This is a genomic window from Gracilimonas qinghaiensis (assembly GCF_046602855.1).
Lineage (GTDB): Bacteria > Bacteroidota > Rhodothermia > Balneolales > Balneolaceae > Gracilimonas.
Genome location: NZ_JBKINJ010000001.1, coordinates 1,968,947 through 1,988,418 on the forward strand (window position 1 = coordinate 1,968,947; position 19,472 = coordinate 1,988,418).

Consider the following 19,472-nt stretch of genomic DNA (forward strand, 5'->3'; position numbering starts at 1 on the left):
AAAGATTTAGGTTTTCACGTGAGTAATTTAATTCGGCTAAAGAGTATTTGGTTCATTGTTTAAAAAACCAAAAGACCCTCACCTTCCAGGAACGGGCCCTGAAGATCTATCTTTCTGTTTGCCTTCCTGAATACTTCAAAGCAGTTAAGGTCGATCTGTTCAATACCGATCTCCCTGAGCTTTTCAATGGATACTCCGTAAACAACGGCATCAATACCCGCCCATACAATAGCCGAAGCACACATAGGGCAGGGCTCAGCACTACTATACAGGATACAGCCCTTTAGTTTGCCCTTGCCTTTCTTTGATTCTGCTTTTTTGATCGCATTCGTTTCTGCGTGATAGAGCACAGAACCATCAGAGCCGGTAGTATTTCCGGCCCTCGCAATGGTTGTGCCGTTTTCATCTTGAATGATAGCGCCAAAGGCTCCATCTCCACGACCCTTTGCTTGCTTTGCAAGATCAAAGCACTCATGAAGGATCCTATTTCTGTTATTCATGCAGATCTACGACCTTCTCCAATCCTGTTCAGAATCAGGTTTATTATCCAGGATCTCTTCTATGCTCTCCATGGCGGCCTCATCTACTTTATCGACAAGTTCCATAGCCTTCATATTCTGCTCAACCTGTTCCACATTTGAGGCACCTGTTATTACCGTGCTCACATTTGGATTTTTCAGGCACCAGATCAATGCAAGCTGAGGCATGGGAATTCCAAGGTCGTCAGATACTTTCGCCAGTTTTTCAACCTTGCGTAGTTTCTCTTTCCCTTCTTCGGTCTCTAGCAGTTGCTTTCGTAACCAGCTGTACTTTTCCAGGTCTAATCGTGATCCTTCAGGAATACCGTCGTTATATTTACCGGTCAACAGACCGCTTGCCAGCGGACTCCATATCGTTGTCCCCAACCCGATGTCTTCATACAAGGCACTGAATTCCTTTTCAACCTTATCCCTCCTGAACATGTTGTATTCAGGTTGCTCCATCAGAGGCGGACGCAGATGATTTTCTTTGGCAAAGTCGTAGGCTTTTCGGATCTGCTCGGCACTCCACTCACTGGTTCCCCAGTAAAGGGCCTTGCCTTCCTTGATCATCTGATTCATGGCCCACACGGTTTCTTCGATAGGAGTATGGATATCGGGCCGGTGACAAAAGATCAGATCCACATACTCGGTTTGCATTCTCTCAAGAGCTGCTTCCGTTCCCTCCTTGATGTGCTTAAAGGAAAGTCCCTGATCATTCGGGCCTTCGCCTCCCCAGAATATCTTGGTTGAAAGCACCAGATCAGATCGTTTCCACCCTGCTTTCTTAATGGCATCTCCCATGATGGTTTCTGACTGCCCTGACTCATAGGCTTCAGCATTATCAAAAAAGTTTACCCCGGCATCATACGCAGTTTTCATTTGTTTATAAGCGAGGTCGGTATCCACCTGCTCTCCAAAGGTTACCCATGAACCGAATGAAAGTGCTGATACCTTAAGTCCGGATCGTCCTAAAAATCTGTATTCCATTGTCTTGACGTGATTTAAGATTGAGTTTATCTTTCACTCAAGGTAAACAAATGGAAAATTTAATACGTTCTTAAACTTTGGATTAATAATATTCGAATCTGAAGGATAAGATTTTTATCTTTGGCGCCTCACCAATGTGAGATACCAAGTTCAGGGCCCGTAGCTCAGTTGGTTAGAGCAGTCGACTCATAATCGATTGGTCGGGGGTTCAAGTCCCTCCGGGCCCACTTTTATTTCTACCCATTATAAAACACCATAAACGCCCTTTAATTAGCTTTAAAGGGCGTTTTTTATTGCTTTTCCATTTCTACTCAAGGACAATTACGAGTGAAGCACTTTCAACTTTCGACACGATTCACGTAATTAGTGGGTACAGTTGGTCACTTATCAACAAAAATGCTTTAACCCCGAACCCGCCTATCGGAAAGTGATTGCTTATCCAATGTGGTATTTGGCAGCCACATCGGTGCCGTTGAAATTACATCAATTTTAATTCCTACTCATCTTTTCTCTCATTAGTCGTTGTGCTGTATCCCAATCCAGAGGTGACTCTAAACCCCCTTTCATATATTGGTCTATTTCTTGTAATGCAACTCTTAACCCTTCATTGAATCCCGCCAACTTTCCATCCTTGTGCCCCTGTTGCATACCTAAGTAGTATCCAATAAAAAACATTACCGTTGTCCCGATCAAATAGACAAGTGCATTCATTATTCACCCGGTTTAATTTTATGAAGTGCTTCTAATGTATAGGATACTTAGGACAGATGTTTTCCACTTATGTAGCTATAAAATAGTTAGATCTACAAAAATTTAATTTCGACATTCACCAAATAGAAAGGAAGAATCATAAAGAGGACATGCACCGGCACAGTTATTGGGTAGCTGAAAACTAACGTGTTAGTGTAACTTCATCCTCTTTACGTTCTTACTTGAAAGATCAAACTATTTTATTTGATCACTTTGATTATAGATCGAATGCAAACTAATTCCCTACAGAATTTTTTAATCATTTTGTAAGTCGGAATTTAGCTTCAATTAGCTGGGCTCCAACACAGATTTAGTTGAACTCAAATTAATAACTAGGCGTCTGTAGATTTTTAAGGGGTAGCATTGACATTTTTCTTGAGAAAATTGATCCACTCAGTGTTCAATATTTATATATAAAATTAGATCGTTTTAAAGTACCTAAGGTTTTCCTAACAGAAGTTTATTCTTCTTCGAACTAGTTTATAACTGGAATTAAAAACTAAAATACACCTCGAAGTGGCTAAAGAATCAGGGTTATATTTATATAGAGATATTTATTACTCGATCGAGTATGATTATCATCAGCATGTTTTTTGTGCATTTTTTGTACATAATAATATCCTAAGTAAAAGAGACCCTCTCAAAATCAGCAGTGCAAAGAGTATTTGCGAACAGGATCAAAATCTTCATGTAAGGGTCACCATACAAAAAGAAAAACCAAACATGTTACTTTGGCATTACCAAGCTCATCACAAAAAGGTCGAATATTTGAAAAAGGTTACCGAGCTTAATATCCAGAGAATAAGAGATTGGGAGATACAACATAGAGAAAAGCGAACCTATAGTAACACTCCGTGATGACAAAAAGAGGTAGGATGCTCTTCTGATGGATAGTCAGAAGAGCTTTTTTTATTTTTCATCCACTACGTTAGAATCCGGTACCTCTTCTTTACTACATCCCGATAAGCCTCTTTCATCTCATCTGATAAAAACGAGTTTTCTATGGTCCTCATAAAATCGGGTTCCATCTCGTGTAGCTTATCAATGATGTTTTGGATCTGCTTCGCATTCAAACCAATGTGTTTTCCAAATTCCCGAAATGAATCAAGCTGAAAATTGCTCTTCTTCCCTGTTAGCGTCAATGAGAGTTCTTCAGAGTCTTTTTCTTGCGGGCTAACCATTCGGGTGGATAACAGATCGTAGCCGGGAGCAAGCTTCCATCCAAGTTGTGGATCTTTAAACAAGGAGAAATTCTTAAGATGCATATGCCCATTTCCGGTGAGGTAGGAAAACAGGATGAGTTCAAACAAGCGGGTCAGGTCAAAGACGGGGTTTGCAGAAAACTGCTTCACCATCTTCGCTACTTGCTCATGCGAGCCTTTGTATTTGTCTTCCGTTAATCGCCCCGTAAGCTGACACATGTCTTCCATAGCAAATTTATTCCCTTTCTCATCCCGGTCAATGCGTTTTGTGATATAAGCGAGTTCTCCTGAAGCAAGATGGATAAGTCCGTACGGTACCGTTTCAATACCGGCCACCTCGGCCATCATCATCGTACAATGTTCGTTAGCGGGAAGTTCCGGCCAGCGATTTGATGGCGGTTTTAAAATGTATCGTCCCCATAACCCAACAATCGTAAGTTTATCAGTTCCCTTTGTATTACGGCTTATTTCCATCGACAGCTTAGTTTGTACTCCGGGAAGGGTAACCCGCTGGTGCACTAATTTTTTAGCTAGTTCATTCAGCTCATCAAAACTGACTTCCAACACGGGCTTTTCTTTACTCCCAAATAAATTCTGTAAACATTTTGGGTGATAGTCGGCTCCACTTTCAACGGGCTTTGCACAAATCAGGCACTTACTCATGGCTCCCTCACACTTACATTGCCAATGGTATCACGGCAGCTTACCAGCAGCAGACCCATCCGATCTTTTGGGTTCACCTTCCAAGTATCCTCAACCACATCAAGAAGCCAGCCTTCGGGAATGAGTCCATCAAAGAAAGGAAACAGCACCTGTGACTCATACGGTTCTTCTCGCAGTGGAATCATAAGGCTAACCGGATCGGCTTCTTCTGAAGCCAGGTACTCGTTATCATACTGAAACTTATATCCCGATTCTGTCTCCTCCAGCACACCTGCTTTGGATTCATTGACATAGATATCAGCTGTTCTATAACTCATCGCGATCCTCAACCTTTATGGGACCCATTTTATGGCCAAACAGAGCCAGCACCTGATTCACCTTGTCAAGCTGCAGGCTTTCTTTTCCTTGCTCTAAATCCCGGATAAACCGCAGGCCAACTCCTGCCCTATCGGCCAGATCTTTTTGCGTCAACCCTAACTGATTTCTTCGGGTCTTTACAAAGGCGATAAGTTCATTCGTTGCATGCATGATATACCATTGCGGGTATAATTTAGATTGATTCACATTGGTTATACCTCTTCGGGTATAAAATAGCAATATTTTGTTTATTTATATCAGAGCAGGTATAATAACATCCCTTACCTTAATACGGGACCAGATTCGCCCCGTCCCAATAATTCAAAGCAGATGCAGTACATTAAATAATTTATTATGTTGACGGCATGTTCCCAGAACCTTTCATCCTCTTAAAAGATTAGCCTAAAGTCTGATGAACACATTACTGCTACTAGGTTTTCTGGTCTTCATCGGGTATTTCATGGGCAGGCTGTGTGAAACGTTAGGAATACCTAAGATCATAGGGTATATCTTCACAGGTATTCTTTTCAGTCCAAACACGCTCAGTTGGACTTCTTCCGATTTTATCACAAACACTGAATCCCTTCTTTCCATAAGTCTTGCTTTCATCACCTTTGAAGTAGGCGGTGAATTAAAATGGTCAAAGTTGAAGAAGCGTGAAAGAGATATCTTTAGCATCACTGCTATGGCTAGTGCTGTTCCACTAGTTTTAATAACCGGTTTGTTTTTCCTCACCGCAAGTTTATTTCCCGGGTACCTGCCTTTTTCCGATCTTTCAGTTATTTTTGCCTTTTCTATACTTCTTGCTGCATTAGCAAGCCCCACCGACCCCACTGCAACCCTTGCTGTCATTCACCAATATAAAGCTAAAGGTAAAGTTAAGGATACCATTTTGGGAGTAGCTGCTTTGGACGATGCCATTGGGATTTTCGTATTTAGTTTGGGTATTGCTTTTTCCTCCTTTTTGCTGCAAGAAAGCGGCAACTTGCAACAAAGCCTCTATTTTGCTACTCATCACATAGGTGGAGGCATCCTTGTAGGCATTGGGGCAGCCATCATAATGAACATTTTTTTATATAACAGTAATAAGATCAAGGGAGAGGGTAACTGGATTATTATAACGCTTTCTCTTATTGCAATGTGCTACGGTGCTGCGGCCTACTTTGAAGTTGATGAGCTGCTAGCCTGCATGTTAATGGGACTGATCGTAGTTAATACCAGTGAAAACCATAAGCTGGTTTTTGACACATTGGAAAGATATACCGAAGAGCTTATTTTCTTGTTCTTTTTTGTGCTCAGCGGCCTTCAATTAAATGTGCAGATGATACCGCAGGCTCTTTTGCCGATTACCGTGTTTGTGTTGCTGAGAATTATCGGAAAATACTCAGGCTGTTACTTAGGTGGCAGTTTTGTCAATTCAGAAGCTAAAATTAAGAAATATACAGCCGGTGGTCTTATTTCTCAGGGCGGGATTGTAATTGGTCTTGTACTGTTACTCAATCAATATGAGGTCTTTTCAGAGTTTTATGACATTCTGTTGGCAGTGGTCATGGGTTCTGTAATTATAAATGAAATAATTGGGCCCCTGACTGCCAGACATTCGCTTAAACAAGCCGGTGAAACTTCCGGTGAGAATCAGTGAATAACTATATACCAACCGGTTAAAATTTTAGCAACTGTTACGGCTCTAAGATAAACAAAGGGATGCATGGTAATTGGCACTGACAGTTCAAGTATTGCGGCATTTTTTAACGCATTGGCGTGATTGCCTGAATATAATTATTGTATATGTAGTGTATGAATAATCTAACTTATGTATAAATACCACGTAACCGTAGAATCATGAAATGGACATTTGAAGATTTTGGAGCCGATCTGGATGATTTGGATCCTCAAGTACGAGAAAAAGCTCTGCAAATTGCTAACGATCTAATGGAAGAGAAAGAATATACTAAGGAAGAAGCTATTAAAAAGGCTATTAAACAAGCTGAAGAGTGGTTTTTAGATACACAGGCATAACGTAAGTTTTATCAAGGCTTGGTAAAGACCAAGATCGGATTCTGGAGCAGTATTCTGCAAATACAGACGTGCTTATAATGGCGGTTACCTTACTTAAAATACAGAACACTATACCAAAACAGGTCTGATCCGGCCAAGAGAAAATGATCGAAATAACTGTTAAATATGTTATCAGTATGGATATCAGCTCAATAATTATCACTGAAAAAATAAATTATGATAAGTATTCAGAAGCAGTCTGATGACAACGTACTCACACTTAAAATTACAGATACACTGACAGGGGAGGATCTGGATAACTTGGTTCCACATTTAAAAGATCAAGTAAACACTTCTGACCATCCTCACCTGCTTATGATCATGGAAGATTTTGATGGCTACGAAAGTGCAACTGCATTTTGGAAAGACCTTAAACTGGATGCAGAGTATATCGGTCATTTCGATAGAATTGCACTCGTTGGAGATGAAAAATGGCAGGAATGGGCAACTCAAGTCATTAATCCGCTTACTAAAGAAGAATTGCGGTTTTTTTCTTTAGATAAAAAAGAAGAAGCTAAAAATTGGATCACTTAATTTCGCAGTAGGCACTAATTACGGATACGTTTAAAGTAAAGAATCTAATTAGTTTCGTAACATTGTGCAGAGATCCGGTTATTCTTCGCAAGTCATCTAACTCACCGTATTTATTAAGCTGTTTACTGCTTTAACAGCATTGCACTCCATATCTGAATCTGAATTTCTTCTTTCGGGATGCATAGATTTTTAGTTAACTATGAAACTATCATAGTCGCATTTCAAATGAGTATGTTCAAAATAAAAAGGCAGTTCAATGAACTGCCTTTTTTGAGTAAACATGATCTAAAAATGAATCTAACCAACTTCAAAAGAAACCTTGGCATTTATGCCATACGATACAATTTCGTTATTAGTCACATTTGCATGCATTTCTTTTACATAGATTGATTTAATATTTTTAACTGATTTTGATGCTTCTTTCAATGCATTTTCTACTGCATCATCAAAACTTTTCTCTGAACTCGCGATTATTTCTATGACTTTGACTACACTCATAATATTTGTGGTTAAATGAGAATTCTATTTGATCACATAACATTCTGTACACACATAAAATTTCATTAGTTTCGCATACCGGCTAATAATACACTTTAGAATTCTGCTGATATCATAGTTTCAAAAAGTTTAGTCAATCGCACTATTACTTTGATAACAAAGGGTAAGAAGAGATTAACTCTTTCTTAATAGCAGACAAAATCATTACAAAACATGAAGAAACCGTTCTTTTCCCTCAAAGAGGAAGAACTCATCAAAGAGCAAGCACCAAAAGCAGAGGCACTTGGCAAGTTTACACCAGCATTGTTACAACTGGCTGAGCGTAAAAAGCTATTCCATCTCTCAGTCCCTAAATCGATGGGCGGCCATGAAATGCCGGTGCCTGATCAGATCTCATTCTATGAGGAGGCGTCCCGTCTTGACGGCAGTTTCGGTTGGACCGTAAAACTGGGTGCCGGGGCAGGACTCTTCAGTGCCTTTATGGATCAGGAATTTGCACGCCAAATATTTCTTGACCCGGCGGCGTATACAGCCGGATCCGGCTATCCAGCAGGTACCGCCATCCCAACCGGCAAGGGCACATACCTGGTGAACGGCCACTGGAAATACATCAGTGGAATTCATCACGCCACACTTTTCACGGCTAACTGTATTGTACAGACCGGCACACGATCGACTGACGAACCCAATATCCGCGCTATGGCATTTCTTCCCGGTGAAATTAAAAAGCTCGATACGTGGAATGGTTATGGACTTAAAGCATCTGCCAGCCATGATTTTATTGTGAGTGATCTTGAAATTCCCGCAGAAAGATCCTTTGTACTTACACCCCGGTCTAAACACGAAGGCAAAACGCTTTTTCACTACCCGTTTATGGGCTATGCTCCTGCCGCCATCGCCTCCTCAATCCTGGGTATGACACTTTCTTTTATTGATGAAGCCGAACAGTATTCCGATCAATCCTTGATCTTTAAAGAAGAACAGGAACAGCTTCAAAAAGACCGTATGGAACTGCATAAATCCGTCTCACAGCTTTGGCTGGAATATGGCGAGTCACTACAAGGGTCCCAAACCGGCATTGATCGCGTGAATGTTTCCGCCAAAACCCTGACCGAAACCTGTCGCAAAACGGCTATGAAGATCTACAAGCTAAGCGGAATGAAGGTTCTCGACGAGACAAGCCGCTTCAACCGCTCGTGGCGTGACCTGATGACGGCCTCACAACACACTATGGTTCTGTAGCTATTCAAAACGTTTTTAAAGATCTTCTACGAATATTTTCGGCCCTCTGTCCAGTAAAGTATTTGGTTACTAATTCGTACGAGGCCTCCTGATTTATTCACCAATCTATAATAGAGGATCAAAAGTTATTCACTCTTGTTTATGAAGCTTATACGCATTCAGGGTTAAACTTTAGAAGCAATAGTAGCCTTATACCAATTTCTTTTCAGATTCTTTCAATTTAGGATTGGTCAGATCTATCTCATTCACGAAACCAATTTTACGGCGCTTAAGACTGCTAATTATAAATTATATCTCGCATCTCTGCCTTTTCAGCATTCTTGTACTTGTAATGATAGGATCAATTATCCGCTAAAAGATACCATAGAACTATCCTCATAATTATGCCATGCAAATTATGAATGGTTATGAAGTTTCACTCAGTCAGTCCTTTAATGCATTTCAAAATAGTATGAGAGTATCTTTTTTCTAAATGCATCTTAGAAAAATCGGAAGTAACTTTCAATTGTATTTTAAATTGAAAAAAATTAAAATAGCCGCTTAATCACAAAATGTAGTTAATCAAAATCCATTTATAAATGTCAAATGAGAAGCCAATGCCCGTGAAATCTGCCACTACGAAATCATTGAGTACTATAAATCGAGCAGCTGTAGTGGTCCGGCCTAAAGAGGCTTATTTGCAATGGGTGGCACAGAGTAATAATAATGCCCCCGAACTAATAGAATTATTACGTGAAAAAGTTACGGTCTATTTGCTACCGGATGGCGGTTACGGAAACGGAGATACCCCGCCGTTAAGAAATTTTTTTGCTGAAATATTTGAAACTGAACTCACTGCCGGCAGTGCTGATAAAAGCTTATGGCCCCAACATAGAACCCTCAATATGTTTAGTGAATGGTTTGATATAAATGGTGAAACTATGATCGTAGATTTGGCCGATACCCGTTTAAAGAATGATAAGATCTAAACGTGTATAAACTGTTAAACAAATTTATAACTCATACCAGTTAAGAGTAGTACCAACTTATGCTAAAAAGCTAAGTATTTATCCTTACTAAAAGTTATATCAAAGTCATAAAAAGACAAAAGAATAACTATGCCCAAATACCTAACTAACACACTTTTTAGACACTCTTTAGATTGCCCAACTAAACTGTATTATGCTACAAATCCGGAATACTCCGGCAGAACCCAGGTTAATGCTTTTGTACAGTCTCTTGCCGGTGGAGGGATCCAGGTAAGAGAATTAGCAAAGCTTTACTACCCTGAGGGTAATAGTACTAATGCCACGGATCCTGAAGCAGCATTTAAAGAAACAGAGAAGTTACTGAAACAAGATAAAGCTGTAATATATGATGCCACAGTTCTGTATCGAAATTATCTTGCCGAAATAGATATTGTAGAAAAGGATAAAAACACCCTCAAGCTTGTTAACGTGCTCCCTAAATCTTGGGAACCCGGAGAAAGCTTTATTGCCAACCGAGGCTACAACATCAAAAAAAAATGGCAACAAGGACTCTTTGATTTAGCTTTTCAATTCTGGGTAGCAAAAAAGGCCTATCCTGACCTCGACATTGTGCCCTGTTTAATGCTTATAGATAAATCTCGTCACAATAATATAAACGGACTCCAGAAGAAGTTTGAAGTAATAGAAAACCCGGGTGGTTACGAAGTTAAAGTAAAGCCCGGAATAAGCGCTAAGGACCTGGAATACCAGATACTCCACACAGTGGATGTTAACTACGAGGTGACAAAAATTCTGGATGGTAAGGCCAGAGATTCTAATAGTGAACTGGAAGAAGAAGGTTTTGAGTCGTGGCTTGAAAGCTTGAACCGGCACCTGCAGGATAATGAAAAATACCCTCCTGAAATAAGTTCACATTGTATTAACTGTGAGTATAATTTAAACAGAAATAAATTAGCCGGTGAAAGGCCACATGGCTTTGCTGAATGTTGGAAAGAAGCATTAGATTTGAAGGAAGAAGATTTCAACGAACCTGACGTCTTTGATATCTGGAACGAGTGGGGCATACAGAAAAAATATTTAGACAAAGACGTCTACCTGATGAAGGATATTGTTCCTCATATGCTGCCAAGCAATCCTCAGGAATTGTATACACAAACAAAGTGCACGGATGACCAGCGAAAGACCGTGCAGATCATGAAAACAACGGGAAATCACTCCCCCAGTGAAGTGGTTCTGAGCGGGCTACTGGATGAGATGAAAAATTGGAGATACCCCTTTCATTTTATCAGTTATGAAGCGGTGCCAGCAACCATTCCTTTTAATGTAAAACATTACCCGGATGACTACGTGCCATTTCAATTTTCATGCCACACCATGTATGAGAATAGGAAAATTGAACATAGCGCCAACTGGATAGCTGAAAACCCCGAAGAACTTCCAGGCATTGAATTTGCCCGCCAGTTGAAGAAATGCCTTGAGAAAGATAAGGGAACCGTTTTCACTTATAAACCTTTTGACCATAGCTTACTAAATAAGATCTCAAGACGCATTAAACGAATAAAACCGGATGATGAGAAAGAACTCCGTGAGTGGCTGGCAACATTCATCAGCAGTGATGATCGGGAGATAGTTGAGCAAAAAAGACTTGTCAAAGATTATTACTACTCACCTTATATGGGAAGCTCTATTAGTATCAGTGATGTCGTAACGGCTGTGTTAACGGAAAGCAAGAGACTTCAGGCCACATATATAAAACCTTACAACGGTGTTTATTTGAAGGATGAGATCTTGTATCAGCCTGATCCCAAAAAAGGTGCAGCACTAAACCCTTATAAGATACTAAATGCCAACAGGTATAGTATTCCTGATTATGGAGAAGTGGATCTCTATATGGATAAAAATCCAATATCAGAGTCGGATAAATCAATGATGAACTGGAGCTTGATACAACTGGATAATGTCAGTACCGAAGAACGGAAGAGTGTTCTGGAATCTTTACACATGAAAAACGAATTAGATACCCTCGTCATGGTGATGATCCATCAGCATTTGAGCAGTCTGTTTAATTTTAATTATGGCTAAACTTTACGTATGTAATGAGACTTGGACTATATATGAAAGCTAGCCTACAGAACCTGGATTTTGGGACGATGTAAATAACACATAACATTTAGTTATGGTTGACGGCCTTGGTACCAAGCTTAAAGAGATGATACAATGGAGGGTAAAATCGTCGCTGCCATTCGGTGAAAAGTAAAAAACCGCCCGATTAGAGGCGGTTTTACGAATAAAAAGCCTATTGCAGAAGCAAGAAGTAAATCTTTTAATTCCTGCCAGTCAGGCTCACAACTTTATTCTATAGTGAGATTATCTTCTACAGCTATAACACCACTTGTGTAAAAAGCAGCATCACGGGCAGCTTGCCATGCAGCAAAGCCTTCAACGGTACCGTCTAAAACAGCAGTTCCGTTTTCGACTTCAACATTCACATTACTGGCATCTACGTTTAAGTTCCGATCCAGGTTTTCTTCAATACTTTTAGCCGTATCTACATTCACTATATCAACAGAAGGTACAACCGTTAGATTGTTTACCACATCTACAACTCCAAAATGATTCCAGACTATATCACCTGCTATCTCTTTTCTCCATATGGAGTCTATCGTTCCCTCTAGTGTTACAACACCGTCTAGCACGGTTACTGTAATATCCGTTGCATCAATATCCGAATCCCACGCTAAGGAGCTTTCGACATTGGTAGTAATTTCAGAGTCGCTGGGCACAGTTCTTTCCTTAGATTCGTACTGAACCATAATATTATTGATTACATCAATTACACCCGGTACCACCCTCGCAGCATCACCTGCAGCGGTTTTTGCACGATAGGAAGGTACATTCCCAGTCAATGTCACTACGCCCTTATCGACTGTTACATTTACTTCGGAATTAAAAATACGTGCATCAGCTGCTATTTGATTTTCTATGTCTTCTCGGATAAGTGTGTCTGTTCTTGTTGGTGTCATAATATGCCTCTTTTGACCCATTAATAATTACTGTTATTAAAAAAAGGATATATAAAAAAGAAACGTTCAGAAAAGATGAATTTGAACACGTTTTTGTAAATCTACATTGTAAAATTTTTCTCTTTTATTCTGAACTTTTACATCAATTTTTTTGGCAAAAGATCTAACGCGCTCAGATTGTATATTCTTGTCACATTCAAAACTTAATTGAGCAACTATTTCTCATTTTTCATAGAAGACTTTCTCAGAAAAATAATAAGTGAAACTGTCAAATCATTTTTATCGTTTTTATATATAGGTGACTTAAGTTTAACTTCAATTTTAAGCTCATGTTTTTAACTGAATTCTTTGGCGCATTATTCATAGCAATGTTAATTGGTCTGCTGTTCTATTTTGCATTTCGGCGAACAGGCCCTTGGGGAAGTTTCTGGTCTTTTTTCTTAGTCTTATTCTTGGGACTATGGATGGTTTCAATATGGATGGATCCTATAGGTCCAAGTTATTGGGATGTAGCATGGCTTGATTTCATATTTATCGGTTTAATTTTCGCCCTCCTGATGGCCGCAGCAACTCCCCGAGATTTATACGTCCGAAGAACAAATCCCGAGGCTTTCGCTGAAGGCGCAGTGGCAATTGGTATATTTTTCTGGTTGCTGATCATCATGCTTATAGCTGCTATAATCATTGGATTAGTAATCTGACTTAATTAACTAAATACTAGATATTTTATCTTTGCACGTTTAATACCGGTTTCCTGCCATGGTAGTAAATACCTATTCAAATCAAATCATTAATTAATGCATTCTAAAATTGCTGCTTTGTCAGTCCATCTTTTTACGGCTATCGGTATCCTGCTTGCATTTTGGGCACTGATATTAATAGTTGATGGAAATGTACAGAGCTCATTAATCGTATTAGCTCTTGCCGTGCTTGTTGATTCTGTTGACGGGACTCTTGCACGGCGGGCAAATGTATCAACCAACACGCCAAATATTGACGGTGAACGGCTTGATAATATCGTAGATTACCTTACTTGGGTATTTCTGCCGGCAGTTTGGGCCTACTATTTTCTAGGGGTTCCCTTTTCGGTAGGGACGGTTGTACTGATCAGCAGTCTTTTCGGCTTCAGTCATAAGCAGGCTAAAACAGAGAATCATTTCTTCAGAGGCTTCCCTTCCTATTGGAATTTCGTTGTTCTCTATCTCTATGTGTTGAGTGCCGATCCACTCGTTTCATCAATCGTTTTACTCATACTATCAGCCTTAGTATTGATTCCAATTAGGTTTGTTTATCCCAGTCGTACAGAACAATGGAAAAAGATTACCCTGATCCTCTCTTTTCCGTACGCCCTCATGCTTGGTACTATGCTAATTTACCTCAAGGAAACCCCTTTAACAGTTACCGTACTCTCTTTTTATTATCCTATATATTATGTTGGAGTATCAGTTTTTCTATCCAGATCCAATAAGTAATAGCTGGTGAATTACTAAAAAAGAATTTCGGTTTTTTCGCGATTCTGTGAAAAATACTTGCATGATGCAATTGTCATTCAGTAGTTTTTTTAATTATCGCAAATGACTATGCATGTGTATTGCCTACAATTTCCAAAAAAATGCAGAACATTCTCAACACTGAACTAACGGTGGTATGAATATATTTAAAGAAAATGAATCGCCGGAAGAACTTGGTGAGTTCGGTCTGATTGACCGTATCATGGGTATGTTTGAACCAAAAAATGATCATGATTTTACCGGTCTTGGAGACGATTGTGCAGTTATAAGGAATGCCTCAGGCCGATCACTACTCATTACAACCGATATAATGCTAGAGGAAGGCCATTTCCGTCGTGAATGGATATCCGCTGAGGATTTGGGATACAAGTCACTTGCCGCCAATTTAAGTGACATTTCTGCAATGGGTGGTTCACCGCACTACGCCTTATTGAGCATTGGCCTGCCACCTGATACTTCCCCTGACTGGCTTAATGATTTTTTCAGTGGTGCTAATCAACTGTGTGAAAGTCATGGAGTTAATTTAATTGGCGGCAATACAACTAAGAGCGGTTCAATAATCATCAATTATACCGCATTAGGGTTTATCAATGATGAAAATATTCTGTGGCGTTCTGCAGCAAAATTAGGAGATAAGATCGGATTAATTGGAAAAGTTGGCGAATCCGGAGCCGGGCTCAGGCTTCTCCAAGAAGCATATGACAAGGAAAAGCCAAACCACAAACATCTGATCAAGGCCCATAATCGTCCAACACTTTTAATAAATGAGGCTAAATTTCTTGCCGATACCGGATCTGTTCATGCAATGATTGATCTCTCTGATGGCATTCAATCTGATGCCGGTCACATTACAAAGCAATCAGGTGTCACTTTTTCAATAAATGCAGATCGCTTACCTCTCAGCAAGCAGCTTTTTGAGGTGTGTGATAAATACTCTTGGTCTGCCGAAGAAATTGCACTTACAGCCGGTGAGGACTATTCTCTTTTATTTACATTCGATAGTAAAAAGGAAGATTTCCTGAAGCGCCGATTCCGTGAGTTATTTCCCGAAACAGTTTTCAGCGTTATCGGTGATGTAAAGGAGGGTGATGCCGAGGTACTGTTCTTCAAAGGCAACGAGAAACTGGAACTACACAAACAGGGTTTTGACCAGTTTAAATCAAAATAGATTCATTTACCAACTGATGTGTCTTTGTAAAACCTTGGTTTGTCCTTTCCCAAATATCAGATAATTCCGTTTCACAGGTCGCTTCTGCACCTTAAAAATTGGCTAAAGCCTCGCGACTGCTATCTTGTTTAAAACCTCATTAAACCAGTCTTTGGAACGCGCGTATTTGTGATTTCGTTATATATAATGACATGAATCTATAATAAAAGAGCAGGATAAATTATGTATTCACCCAAATACTTAATAAAATTTTCAACAATACTAACAATTCTCATTTTTGGGATAACAAGTGCCATCACTGCACAAGATACCAGTTTTGAAGATTGGGATGAAGATGGTGACGAACTTATCGAACGCCATGAATTTGTAGACAAGTTTGTGGATGAATATTTTCAAGCCTGGGACCCGGAAAATGAAATGGGTCTGATCGAAGAAGGCTTTTTTCGTGAAAGCTTTGCCGGTCTCGATACTGATAATGATAACTTTCTATCTGATGAAGAGTGGTTAATAGGATACAACTATTTTTACGAAGACTACATCGTTTATGACGATATGGCCGCTATTGATTCAGATGGCGACGGTCAAGTTGACTATCAAGAATATTATGATGCTTTATACGAATCAGCATATTTCACTGACATTGATCTGGACGCAGATAATTATATTAGTGAATTTGAATTAGCAAACTATGTTTTTGAAAATTGGGATACAAACGACAGCGGTTTAATTAACCGATCAGAATTCAAGCAATTTGATGAATATTATCTTGACGTATAAAATTTAAAAAGAAAGAAATCATAGGTAGTGTTAGCCTTTAGCCTAGCACATTAAGCAGACTCGTGGAATAAGCGAGTCTGTTTTTATTATTGACCCCCTCATTGAAAAACGAGTGATTTTCCATCTTTACGTACCTGTTGCATACCTAAATAATATCTGGCAGAAAACATTACTGTTCACCCGATAAATAAAAAAGAGTGTCCATAATTAACCTGTTCTTTGTGATTGTTTTCCTCCAATAGACATTTAATGACTAATAGACAATGTCATCTCTATTTGCTTAACATTTCTATACAACTAATTTTTACCTTCCTATGCCCAATTAATTAGACTAGTGGTTTATGCTGGAAGTGGATGAAGATTTCTTTTTTGGCTTAATAGGTGCCTGGGATTCACACAATTCCGATCAACTCTAGTCAATTATTGGTATGCCTTGGGGTTATTCTAGTCTTCCATTTGTTATCTGATTATTTCTGCCACACTGCAACCCAAGTCTGTGTATACCTAATAGTATCTCCACTTTCAGGCTCTATGAAGTTCCAGCGCAAAGCAAGCGCGTGAACCAGCTTTAATTCAATCTTCAGTTTATCATTTAGCAAAAAGAAAATAAAACGTACAAGATAGGATGAGATATATCTACGTTAATGCATGGATGCGAACCTTCAGATTATTAGAGACTATATAGTTGAGATATCATCTTTCTCACCCTATTCATTTCCAATATTATTCCAGAGATCCTGAAAATTTAGGAACTGCCCTGGCCTCTGCCTCACTCTGTGTCTTGGCTATTCCGTTCTCTCTAATATCCTTGATCAACCATTCCATCTCCTTAATCTCCCTGCGTTGAGCCATAATGATTTCATCTGCAAGCTCACGGACTCTTGGATCTTCAATACCAGACCGTTCACTCGTTAATATGGCAATAGAATGATGTGGAATCATTCCCTCCATATAATCCACTCCATCTACTGTAACCTGACTGCGAACAAGCCAAATGCCAAGTATCAATATCAAAAAGCCACCGATGAATATTCCTGCATTCATCTTGCTATCTTTGTACATCTTTAGCATAAATGCTAGCATGATTATCATCATAGAACCGCCCATGATCAACGTCATAAATAAGCGCGTTTCGCTGAACCAGGCATGGTTAAATATCTGATAGGAATGAGCATACATTAATATGAACATTGCGACCATTGCTGTTCCAATCATAGCAAAGAATCTTAAATAACTTCCGGACATATTCTTTTCGTTCTCCATAACAAAGTCTCCTATTGAGTATTTATTAAAAATTTAGGGTATTAATTTATTTGTAAATTACCTCCGCTTTATCAGTATAGTATTATTTTATAAGCAATTTAGATAATATTGAATATAACGAGTGCTGGTATTATAAGTTAATAGACGGGTAATAATTATAAACAAGCAACCTTAGCGAGTACCCTTCGTAACTTTTCATAATTGGTTTTTAGACTGATAAAGTTTTCTAGTATATCTGTATTAAAGCTTTTCAGGTACATTTCACGCCACTCATCTACTTTATTTTGTATTACGATTAAGCAGTAATTTGCTTTTCCTGGCAAGGTAAACACTGAGAGCCGGTAGAAAAGTTATTTGCAGAACAGGAGAAAAACCTACGTGGTGATTTAAGATTTCAATCACAGGCATATATGAAGAATATTGCCAGAGATTCATCGCTCTTGCCAGCCACTCAAGAAAAATGCTTGCGACAAAGCTGATACTTATTAGAATGGCATATCCTTTGAATCTTGTAGTTTGAAAATGAATGGTAGAAACAAAAACAGCAGCAATTTTCCATAAAACCAGCACAATTAGTATATCTCCAAAAATTGCCGCCCACATCCATAGTGTAGCTTCCCAGAAGGGCCAATCCCACATACTATACAAAAATAGGCACTGTATAAACTCCCATAGTGTGTGCAGAACGAATGCCCAAAAAACAACATGAAATTCAATGTTCTGCTTCATTAAACAACCTTAGAGCTTGCTATTATACCGTTATCCTCTTATTGGAGATTACAGTCTTAAAATGGGTACAACCCTTTTAACGAGCCTTGGCTCAGGACCAAACGAATTCGTTTCCCAGTATTACCGGCCCAATATCCTTCCTTTTGTGATTATTTCAGCAATTCTCGTTTCCGCTCGTTGAATTCCTCTTCCTCAATTTCGCCACTGGCGTACCTACGTTTAAGTATCTCCATAGGTGTTTCTTTGTTTTGATTGCTTTGACTGGATCTCGGAAGAAATCGAACAATGACAATGATCAGAACTATTATTAAAAACCACCATAGAAACATCATCCATCCGCCTCCAAAAAAATGAAAATCATACATAAGACTCTTACCATTTTTTTAATTAAAATTTAAAATTATGTTATATAAATTATTACTAAAACCACATACGAAGACCACTGAGTAGGCTTAGGTTACTGACGTGTCCGCCCCCAGCGCGAACCATATCTGCAGTTTCTCCCAGCTTACTTTCCCAGTTAATGCCAATATAGGGCGCAAACTTACGTGTAAACTCATAACGAAGCCGGAAGCCTAGCCCAACGTTGTTGAATCCGGATCCAATGCCCCACTCCGGAACATCTTGTAGTGCAACACTGGTTTCGAAGACTGGCTGACCTATCAGACGTTGGGTGAATAACAGATCATACTCAGCCTCCAATGAGGCCGAAACATCACCTTCTTCACTAACGAACATTCCACCATCGATATGAAAAAAGTAAGGAGCCATACCTTGTAGACCCAAAACTGCTAAGCCGCGCGATTTATTACCACTACCTTCGTATGCCAAATCGTAACGAATTCCGGCCTGTAGATCAAAGTATGAGGTGATTCCACGACTATAGAGACCCTGAAATTCCATTTCGGTCTCCCTCTCAGTGGTTAATGTTTCCCCATGAGATTTGATCCAGAATTTGTGCAGATCCTTGCCAACATAGCCTTGCACTTCCCACATGAGGGGATTTACCCCACTTACGCTGCGATATTCCAGCTTTTCAGCGATCAGATAAACATAGGTTTTATCGTCCATCATTAAATCGTTGCTGAATTCGGGTGCCTTCTGAGCAAGCAATGGACTAGTGGCAATTACTATCAAAACGACAGTAGTAAATGTGAATATTGATGCATTTTTATTCAGAGTCATGTTCTTGAATATTTATAAGTCAGATAAAACTCGTTT

General features: G+C 39.4%; 22 protein-coding genes and 1 tRNA gene. 11 read left to right on the plus strand and 12 right to left on the minus strand.

All coding sequences use genetic code 11. The annotated features are described in order from the left end of the window. Positions 1-59: 59 nt before the first annotated feature. Positions 60-500, minus strand: coding sequence for a nucleoside deaminase (locus ACKGJO_RS08775; protein WP_411323045.1), 441 nt, complete (start codon positions 498-500; stop codon positions 60-62). Positions 501-506: 6 nt separating this feature from the next. Continuing rightward, on the minus strand, positions 507-1,508 hold the full coding sequence (locus ACKGJO_RS08780; RefSeq protein WP_411323046.1) for a potassium channel beta subunit family protein: 1,002 nt from the start codon (positions 1,506-1,508) through the stop codon (positions 507-509). 153 nt (positions 1,509-1,661) lie between these two features. Between ACKGJO_RS08780 and ACKGJO_RS08785 the strand changes: the two genes are divergently transcribed. Then, positions 1,662-1,735, plus strand: a tRNA-Ile gene (locus ACKGJO_RS08785). 262 nt (positions 1,736-1,997) lie between these two features. Here ACKGJO_RS08785 and ACKGJO_RS08790 read toward each other — a convergent pair. The 4 genes from ACKGJO_RS08790 to ACKGJO_RS08805 all read right to left on the minus strand — a co-directional run bounded on the left by ACKGJO_RS08790 (position 1,998) and on the right by ACKGJO_RS08805 (position 4,651). Further along, entirely contained in the window at positions 1,998-2,219 is a 222-nt protein-coding gene (locus tag ACKGJO_RS08790; RefSeq protein ID WP_411323047.1) for a hypothetical protein, read from the minus strand. 962 nt (positions 2,220-3,181) lie between these two features. Beyond that, positions 3,182-4,123, minus strand: a complete 942-nt coding sequence (locus tag ACKGJO_RS08795) for a type II toxin-antitoxin system HipA family toxin (protein ID WP_411323048.1) — start codon at positions 4,121-4,123, stop codon at positions 3,182-3,184. Continuing rightward, on the minus strand, positions 4,120-4,440 hold the full coding sequence (locus ACKGJO_RS08800; RefSeq protein ID WP_411323049.1) for a HipA N-terminal domain-containing protein: 321 nt from the start codon (positions 4,438-4,440) through the stop codon (positions 4,120-4,122). The genes ACKGJO_RS08795 and ACKGJO_RS08800 overlap by 4 nt, the downstream gene beginning before the upstream one ends. Beyond that, a complete protein-coding gene (locus tag ACKGJO_RS08805; protein WP_411323050.1) occupies positions 4,430-4,651 on the minus strand; it encodes a helix-turn-helix transcriptional regulator in 222 nt (73 codons plus the stop codon). The genes ACKGJO_RS08800 and ACKGJO_RS08805 overlap by 11 nt, the downstream gene beginning before the upstream one ends. Positions 4,652-4,892: 241 nt before the next feature. On the opposite strand from ACKGJO_RS08805, the gene ACKGJO_RS08810 reads away from it, so the two are divergent. From ACKGJO_RS08810 to ACKGJO_RS08820, 3 genes are all read left to right on the plus strand, one after another. After that, positions 4,893-6,122: a cation:proton antiporter gene (locus ACKGJO_RS08810; RefSeq protein WP_411323051.1), complete on the plus strand. Its 1,230-nt coding sequence runs from the start codon at positions 4,893-4,895 to the stop codon at positions 6,120-6,122. A 200-nt stretch (positions 6,123-6,322) separates the two neighbouring features. Beyond that, positions 6,323-6,499 (plus strand): hypothetical protein, encoded by a 177-nt coding sequence (locus tag ACKGJO_RS08815; protein WP_411323052.1) that lies wholly within the window; start codon positions 6,323-6,325, stop codon positions 6,497-6,499. Positions 6,500-6,715: 216 nt separating this feature from the next. Then, complete coding sequence (locus ACKGJO_RS08820; protein ID WP_411323053.1) at positions 6,716-7,072, plus strand: SpoIIAA family protein; 357 nt, start codon at positions 6,716-6,718, stop codon at positions 7,070-7,072. A 297-nt stretch (positions 7,073-7,369) separates the two neighbouring features. Here ACKGJO_RS08820 and ACKGJO_RS08825 read toward each other — a convergent pair whose 3' ends face one another. Continuing rightward, positions 7,370-7,570 carry a dodecin family protein gene (locus ACKGJO_RS08825; RefSeq protein WP_411323054.1) on the minus strand — a complete coding sequence of 67 codons (201 nt, stop codon included), beginning with the start codon at positions 7,568-7,570 and terminating at the stop codon, positions 7,370-7,372. Positions 7,571-7,783: 213 nt separating this feature from the next. On the opposite strand from ACKGJO_RS08825, the gene ACKGJO_RS08830 reads away from it, so the two are divergent. The 3 genes from ACKGJO_RS08830 (at position 7,784) to ACKGJO_RS08840 (ending at position 11,862) form a co-directional block, all read left to right on the plus strand. Beyond that, the gene (locus ACKGJO_RS08830) at positions 7,784-8,812 is read left to right on the plus strand and encodes an acyl-CoA dehydrogenase family protein (RefSeq protein ID WP_411323055.1); all 1,029 of its coding nucleotides are present in this window, start codon (positions 7,784-7,786) and stop codon (positions 8,810-8,812) included. Positions 8,813-9,390: 578 nt separating this feature from the next. Beyond that, positions 9,391-9,780: a hypothetical protein gene (locus tag ACKGJO_RS08835; RefSeq protein WP_411323056.1), complete on the plus strand. Its 390-nt coding sequence runs from the start codon at positions 9,391-9,393 to the stop codon at positions 9,778-9,780. A gap of 129 nt (positions 9,781-9,909) precedes the next feature. After that, complete coding sequence (locus tag ACKGJO_RS08840; protein ID WP_411323057.1) at positions 9,910-11,862, plus strand: DUF2779 domain-containing protein; 1,953 nt, start codon at positions 9,910-9,912, stop codon at positions 11,860-11,862. Positions 11,863-12,131: 269 nt separating this feature from the next. Here ACKGJO_RS08840 and ACKGJO_RS08845 read toward each other — a convergent pair whose 3' ends face one another. Beyond that, positions 12,132-12,803 (minus strand): BON domain-containing protein, encoded by a 672-nt coding sequence (locus ACKGJO_RS08845; protein ID WP_411323058.1) that lies wholly within the window; start codon positions 12,801-12,803, stop codon positions 12,132-12,134. Between the two features lie 329 nt (positions 12,804-13,132). Here ACKGJO_RS08845 and ACKGJO_RS08850 point away from each other — a divergent pair, with 329 nt between their 5' ends. From ACKGJO_RS08850 to ACKGJO_RS08865, 4 genes are all read left to right on the plus strand, one after another. Then, positions 13,133-13,504 carry a hypothetical protein gene (locus ACKGJO_RS08850; protein WP_411323059.1) on the plus strand — a complete coding sequence of 124 codons (372 nt, stop codon included), beginning with the start codon at positions 13,133-13,135 and terminating at the stop codon, positions 13,502-13,504. 96 nt (positions 13,505-13,600) lie between these two features. Then, positions 13,601-14,275 carry a CDP-alcohol phosphatidyltransferase family protein gene (locus tag ACKGJO_RS08855; RefSeq protein ID WP_411323060.1) on the plus strand — a complete coding sequence of 225 codons (675 nt, stop codon included), beginning with the start codon at positions 13,601-13,603 and terminating at the stop codon, positions 14,273-14,275. Positions 14,276-14,450: 175 nt separating this feature from the next. Next, positions 14,451-15,482 carry a thiamine-phosphate kinase gene (gene thiL / locus ACKGJO_RS08860; RefSeq protein ID WP_411323061.1) on the plus strand — a complete coding sequence of 344 codons (1,032 nt, stop codon included), beginning with the start codon at positions 14,451-14,453 and terminating at the stop codon, positions 15,480-15,482. A gap of 222 nt (positions 15,483-15,704) precedes the next feature. Then, positions 15,705-16,259 carry an EF-hand domain-containing protein gene (locus ACKGJO_RS08865; RefSeq protein ID WP_411323062.1) on the plus strand — a complete coding sequence of 185 codons (555 nt, stop codon included), beginning with the start codon at positions 15,705-15,707 and terminating at the stop codon, positions 16,257-16,259. Between the two features lie 723 nt (positions 16,260-16,982). On the opposite strand, the gene ACKGJO_RS08870 is transcribed toward ACKGJO_RS08865, so the two are convergent. The 4 genes from ACKGJO_RS08870 to ACKGJO_RS08885 form a co-directional block, all read right to left on the minus strand. Then, on the minus strand, positions 16,983-17,522 hold the full coding sequence (locus tag ACKGJO_RS08870; protein ID WP_411323063.1) for a DUF305 domain-containing protein: 540 nt from the start codon (positions 17,520-17,522) through the stop codon (positions 16,983-16,985). Between the two features lie 279 nt (positions 17,523-17,801). Continuing rightward, positions 17,802-18,251: a hypothetical protein gene (locus ACKGJO_RS08875; protein ID WP_411323064.1), complete on the minus strand. Its 450-nt coding sequence runs from the start codon at positions 18,249-18,251 to the stop codon at positions 17,802-17,804. 149 nt (positions 18,252-18,400) lie between these two features. Continuing rightward, positions 18,401-18,616: an SHOCT domain-containing protein gene (locus ACKGJO_RS08880; protein ID WP_411323065.1), complete on the minus strand. Its 216-nt coding sequence runs from the start codon at positions 18,614-18,616 to the stop codon at positions 18,401-18,403. Positions 18,617-18,671: 55 nt separating this feature from the next. Then, a complete protein-coding gene (locus ACKGJO_RS08885; RefSeq protein WP_411323066.1) occupies positions 18,672-19,436 on the minus strand; it encodes a copper resistance protein B in 765 nt (254 codons plus the stop codon). Positions 19,437-19,472 lie beyond the last annotated feature (36 nt).

Coding starts and splice junctions, on each gene's coding strand:
- ACKGJO_RS08855 (WP_411323060.1), top strand. CDS start 13,601: ATGCATTCTAAAATTGCTGCTTTGTCAGTCCATCTTTTTACGGCTATC.
- thiL (WP_411323061.1), top strand. CDS start 14,451: ATGAATATATTTAAAGAAAATGAATCGCCGGAAGAACTTGGTGAGTTC.
- ACKGJO_RS08840 (WP_411323057.1), top strand. CDS start 9,910: ATGCCCAAATACCTAACTAACACACTTTTTAGACACTCTTTAGATTGC.
- ACKGJO_RS08805 (WP_411323050.1), bottom strand. CDS start 4,651: ATGCATGCAACGAATGAACTTATCGCCTTTGTAAAGACCCGAAGAAAT.
- ACKGJO_RS08790 (WP_411323047.1), bottom strand. CDS start 2,219: ATGAATGCACTTGTCTATTTGATCGGGACAACGGTAATGTTTTTTATT.
- ACKGJO_RS08880 (WP_411323065.1), bottom strand. CDS start 18,616: ATGTATGATTTTCATTTTTTTGGAGGCGGATGGATGATGTTTCTATGG.
- ACKGJO_RS08820 (WP_411323053.1), top strand. CDS start 6,716: ATGATAAGTATTCAGAAGCAGTCTGATGACAACGTACTCACACTTAAA.
- ACKGJO_RS08800 (WP_411323049.1), bottom strand. CDS start 4,440: ATGAGTTATAGAACAGCTGATATCTATGTCAATGAATCCAAAGCAGGT.
- ACKGJO_RS08775 (WP_411323045.1), bottom strand. CDS start 500: ATGAATAACAGAAATAGGATCCTTCATGAGTGCTTTGATCTTGCAAAG.
- ACKGJO_RS08795 (WP_411323048.1), bottom strand. CDS start 4,123: ATGAGTAAGTGCCTGATTTGTGCAAAGCCCGTTGAAAGTGGAGCCGAC.
- ACKGJO_RS08850 (WP_411323059.1), top strand. CDS start 13,133: ATGTTTTTAACTGAATTCTTTGGCGCATTATTCATAGCAATGTTAATT.
- ACKGJO_RS08825 (WP_411323054.1), bottom strand. CDS start 7,570: ATGAGTGTAGTCAAAGTCATAGAAATAATCGCGAGTTCAGAGAAAAGT.
- ACKGJO_RS08870 (WP_411323063.1), bottom strand. CDS start 17,522: ATGGAGAACGAAAAGAATATGTCCGGAAGTTATTTAAGATTCTTTGCT.
- ACKGJO_RS08875 (WP_411323064.1), bottom strand. CDS start 18,251: ATGAAGCAGAACATTGAATTTCATGTTGTTTTTTGGGCATTCGTTCTG.
- ACKGJO_RS08780 (WP_411323046.1), bottom strand. CDS start 1,508: ATGGAATACAGATTTTTAGGACGATCCGGACTTAAGGTATCAGCACTT.
- ACKGJO_RS08885 (WP_411323066.1), bottom strand. CDS start 19,436: ATGACTCTGAATAAAAATGCATCAATATTCACATTTACTACTGTCGTT.
- ACKGJO_RS08845 (WP_411323058.1), bottom strand. CDS start 12,803: ATGACACCAACAAGAACAGACACACTTATCCGAGAAGACATAGAAAAT.
- ACKGJO_RS08810 (WP_411323051.1), top strand. CDS start 4,893: ATGAACACATTACTGCTACTAGGTTTTCTGGTCTTCATCGGGTATTTC.
- ACKGJO_RS08835 (WP_411323056.1), top strand. CDS start 9,391: ATGTCAAATGAGAAGCCAATGCCCGTGAAATCTGCCACTACGAAATCA.
- ACKGJO_RS08815 (WP_411323052.1), top strand. CDS start 6,323: ATGAAATGGACATTTGAAGATTTTGGAGCCGATCTGGATGATTTGGAT.
- ACKGJO_RS08830 (WP_411323055.1), top strand. CDS start 7,784: ATGAAGAAACCGTTCTTTTCCCTCAAAGAGGAAGAACTCATCAAAGAG.
- ACKGJO_RS08865 (WP_411323062.1), top strand. CDS start 15,705: ATGTATTCACCCAAATACTTAATAAAATTTTCAACAATACTAACAATT.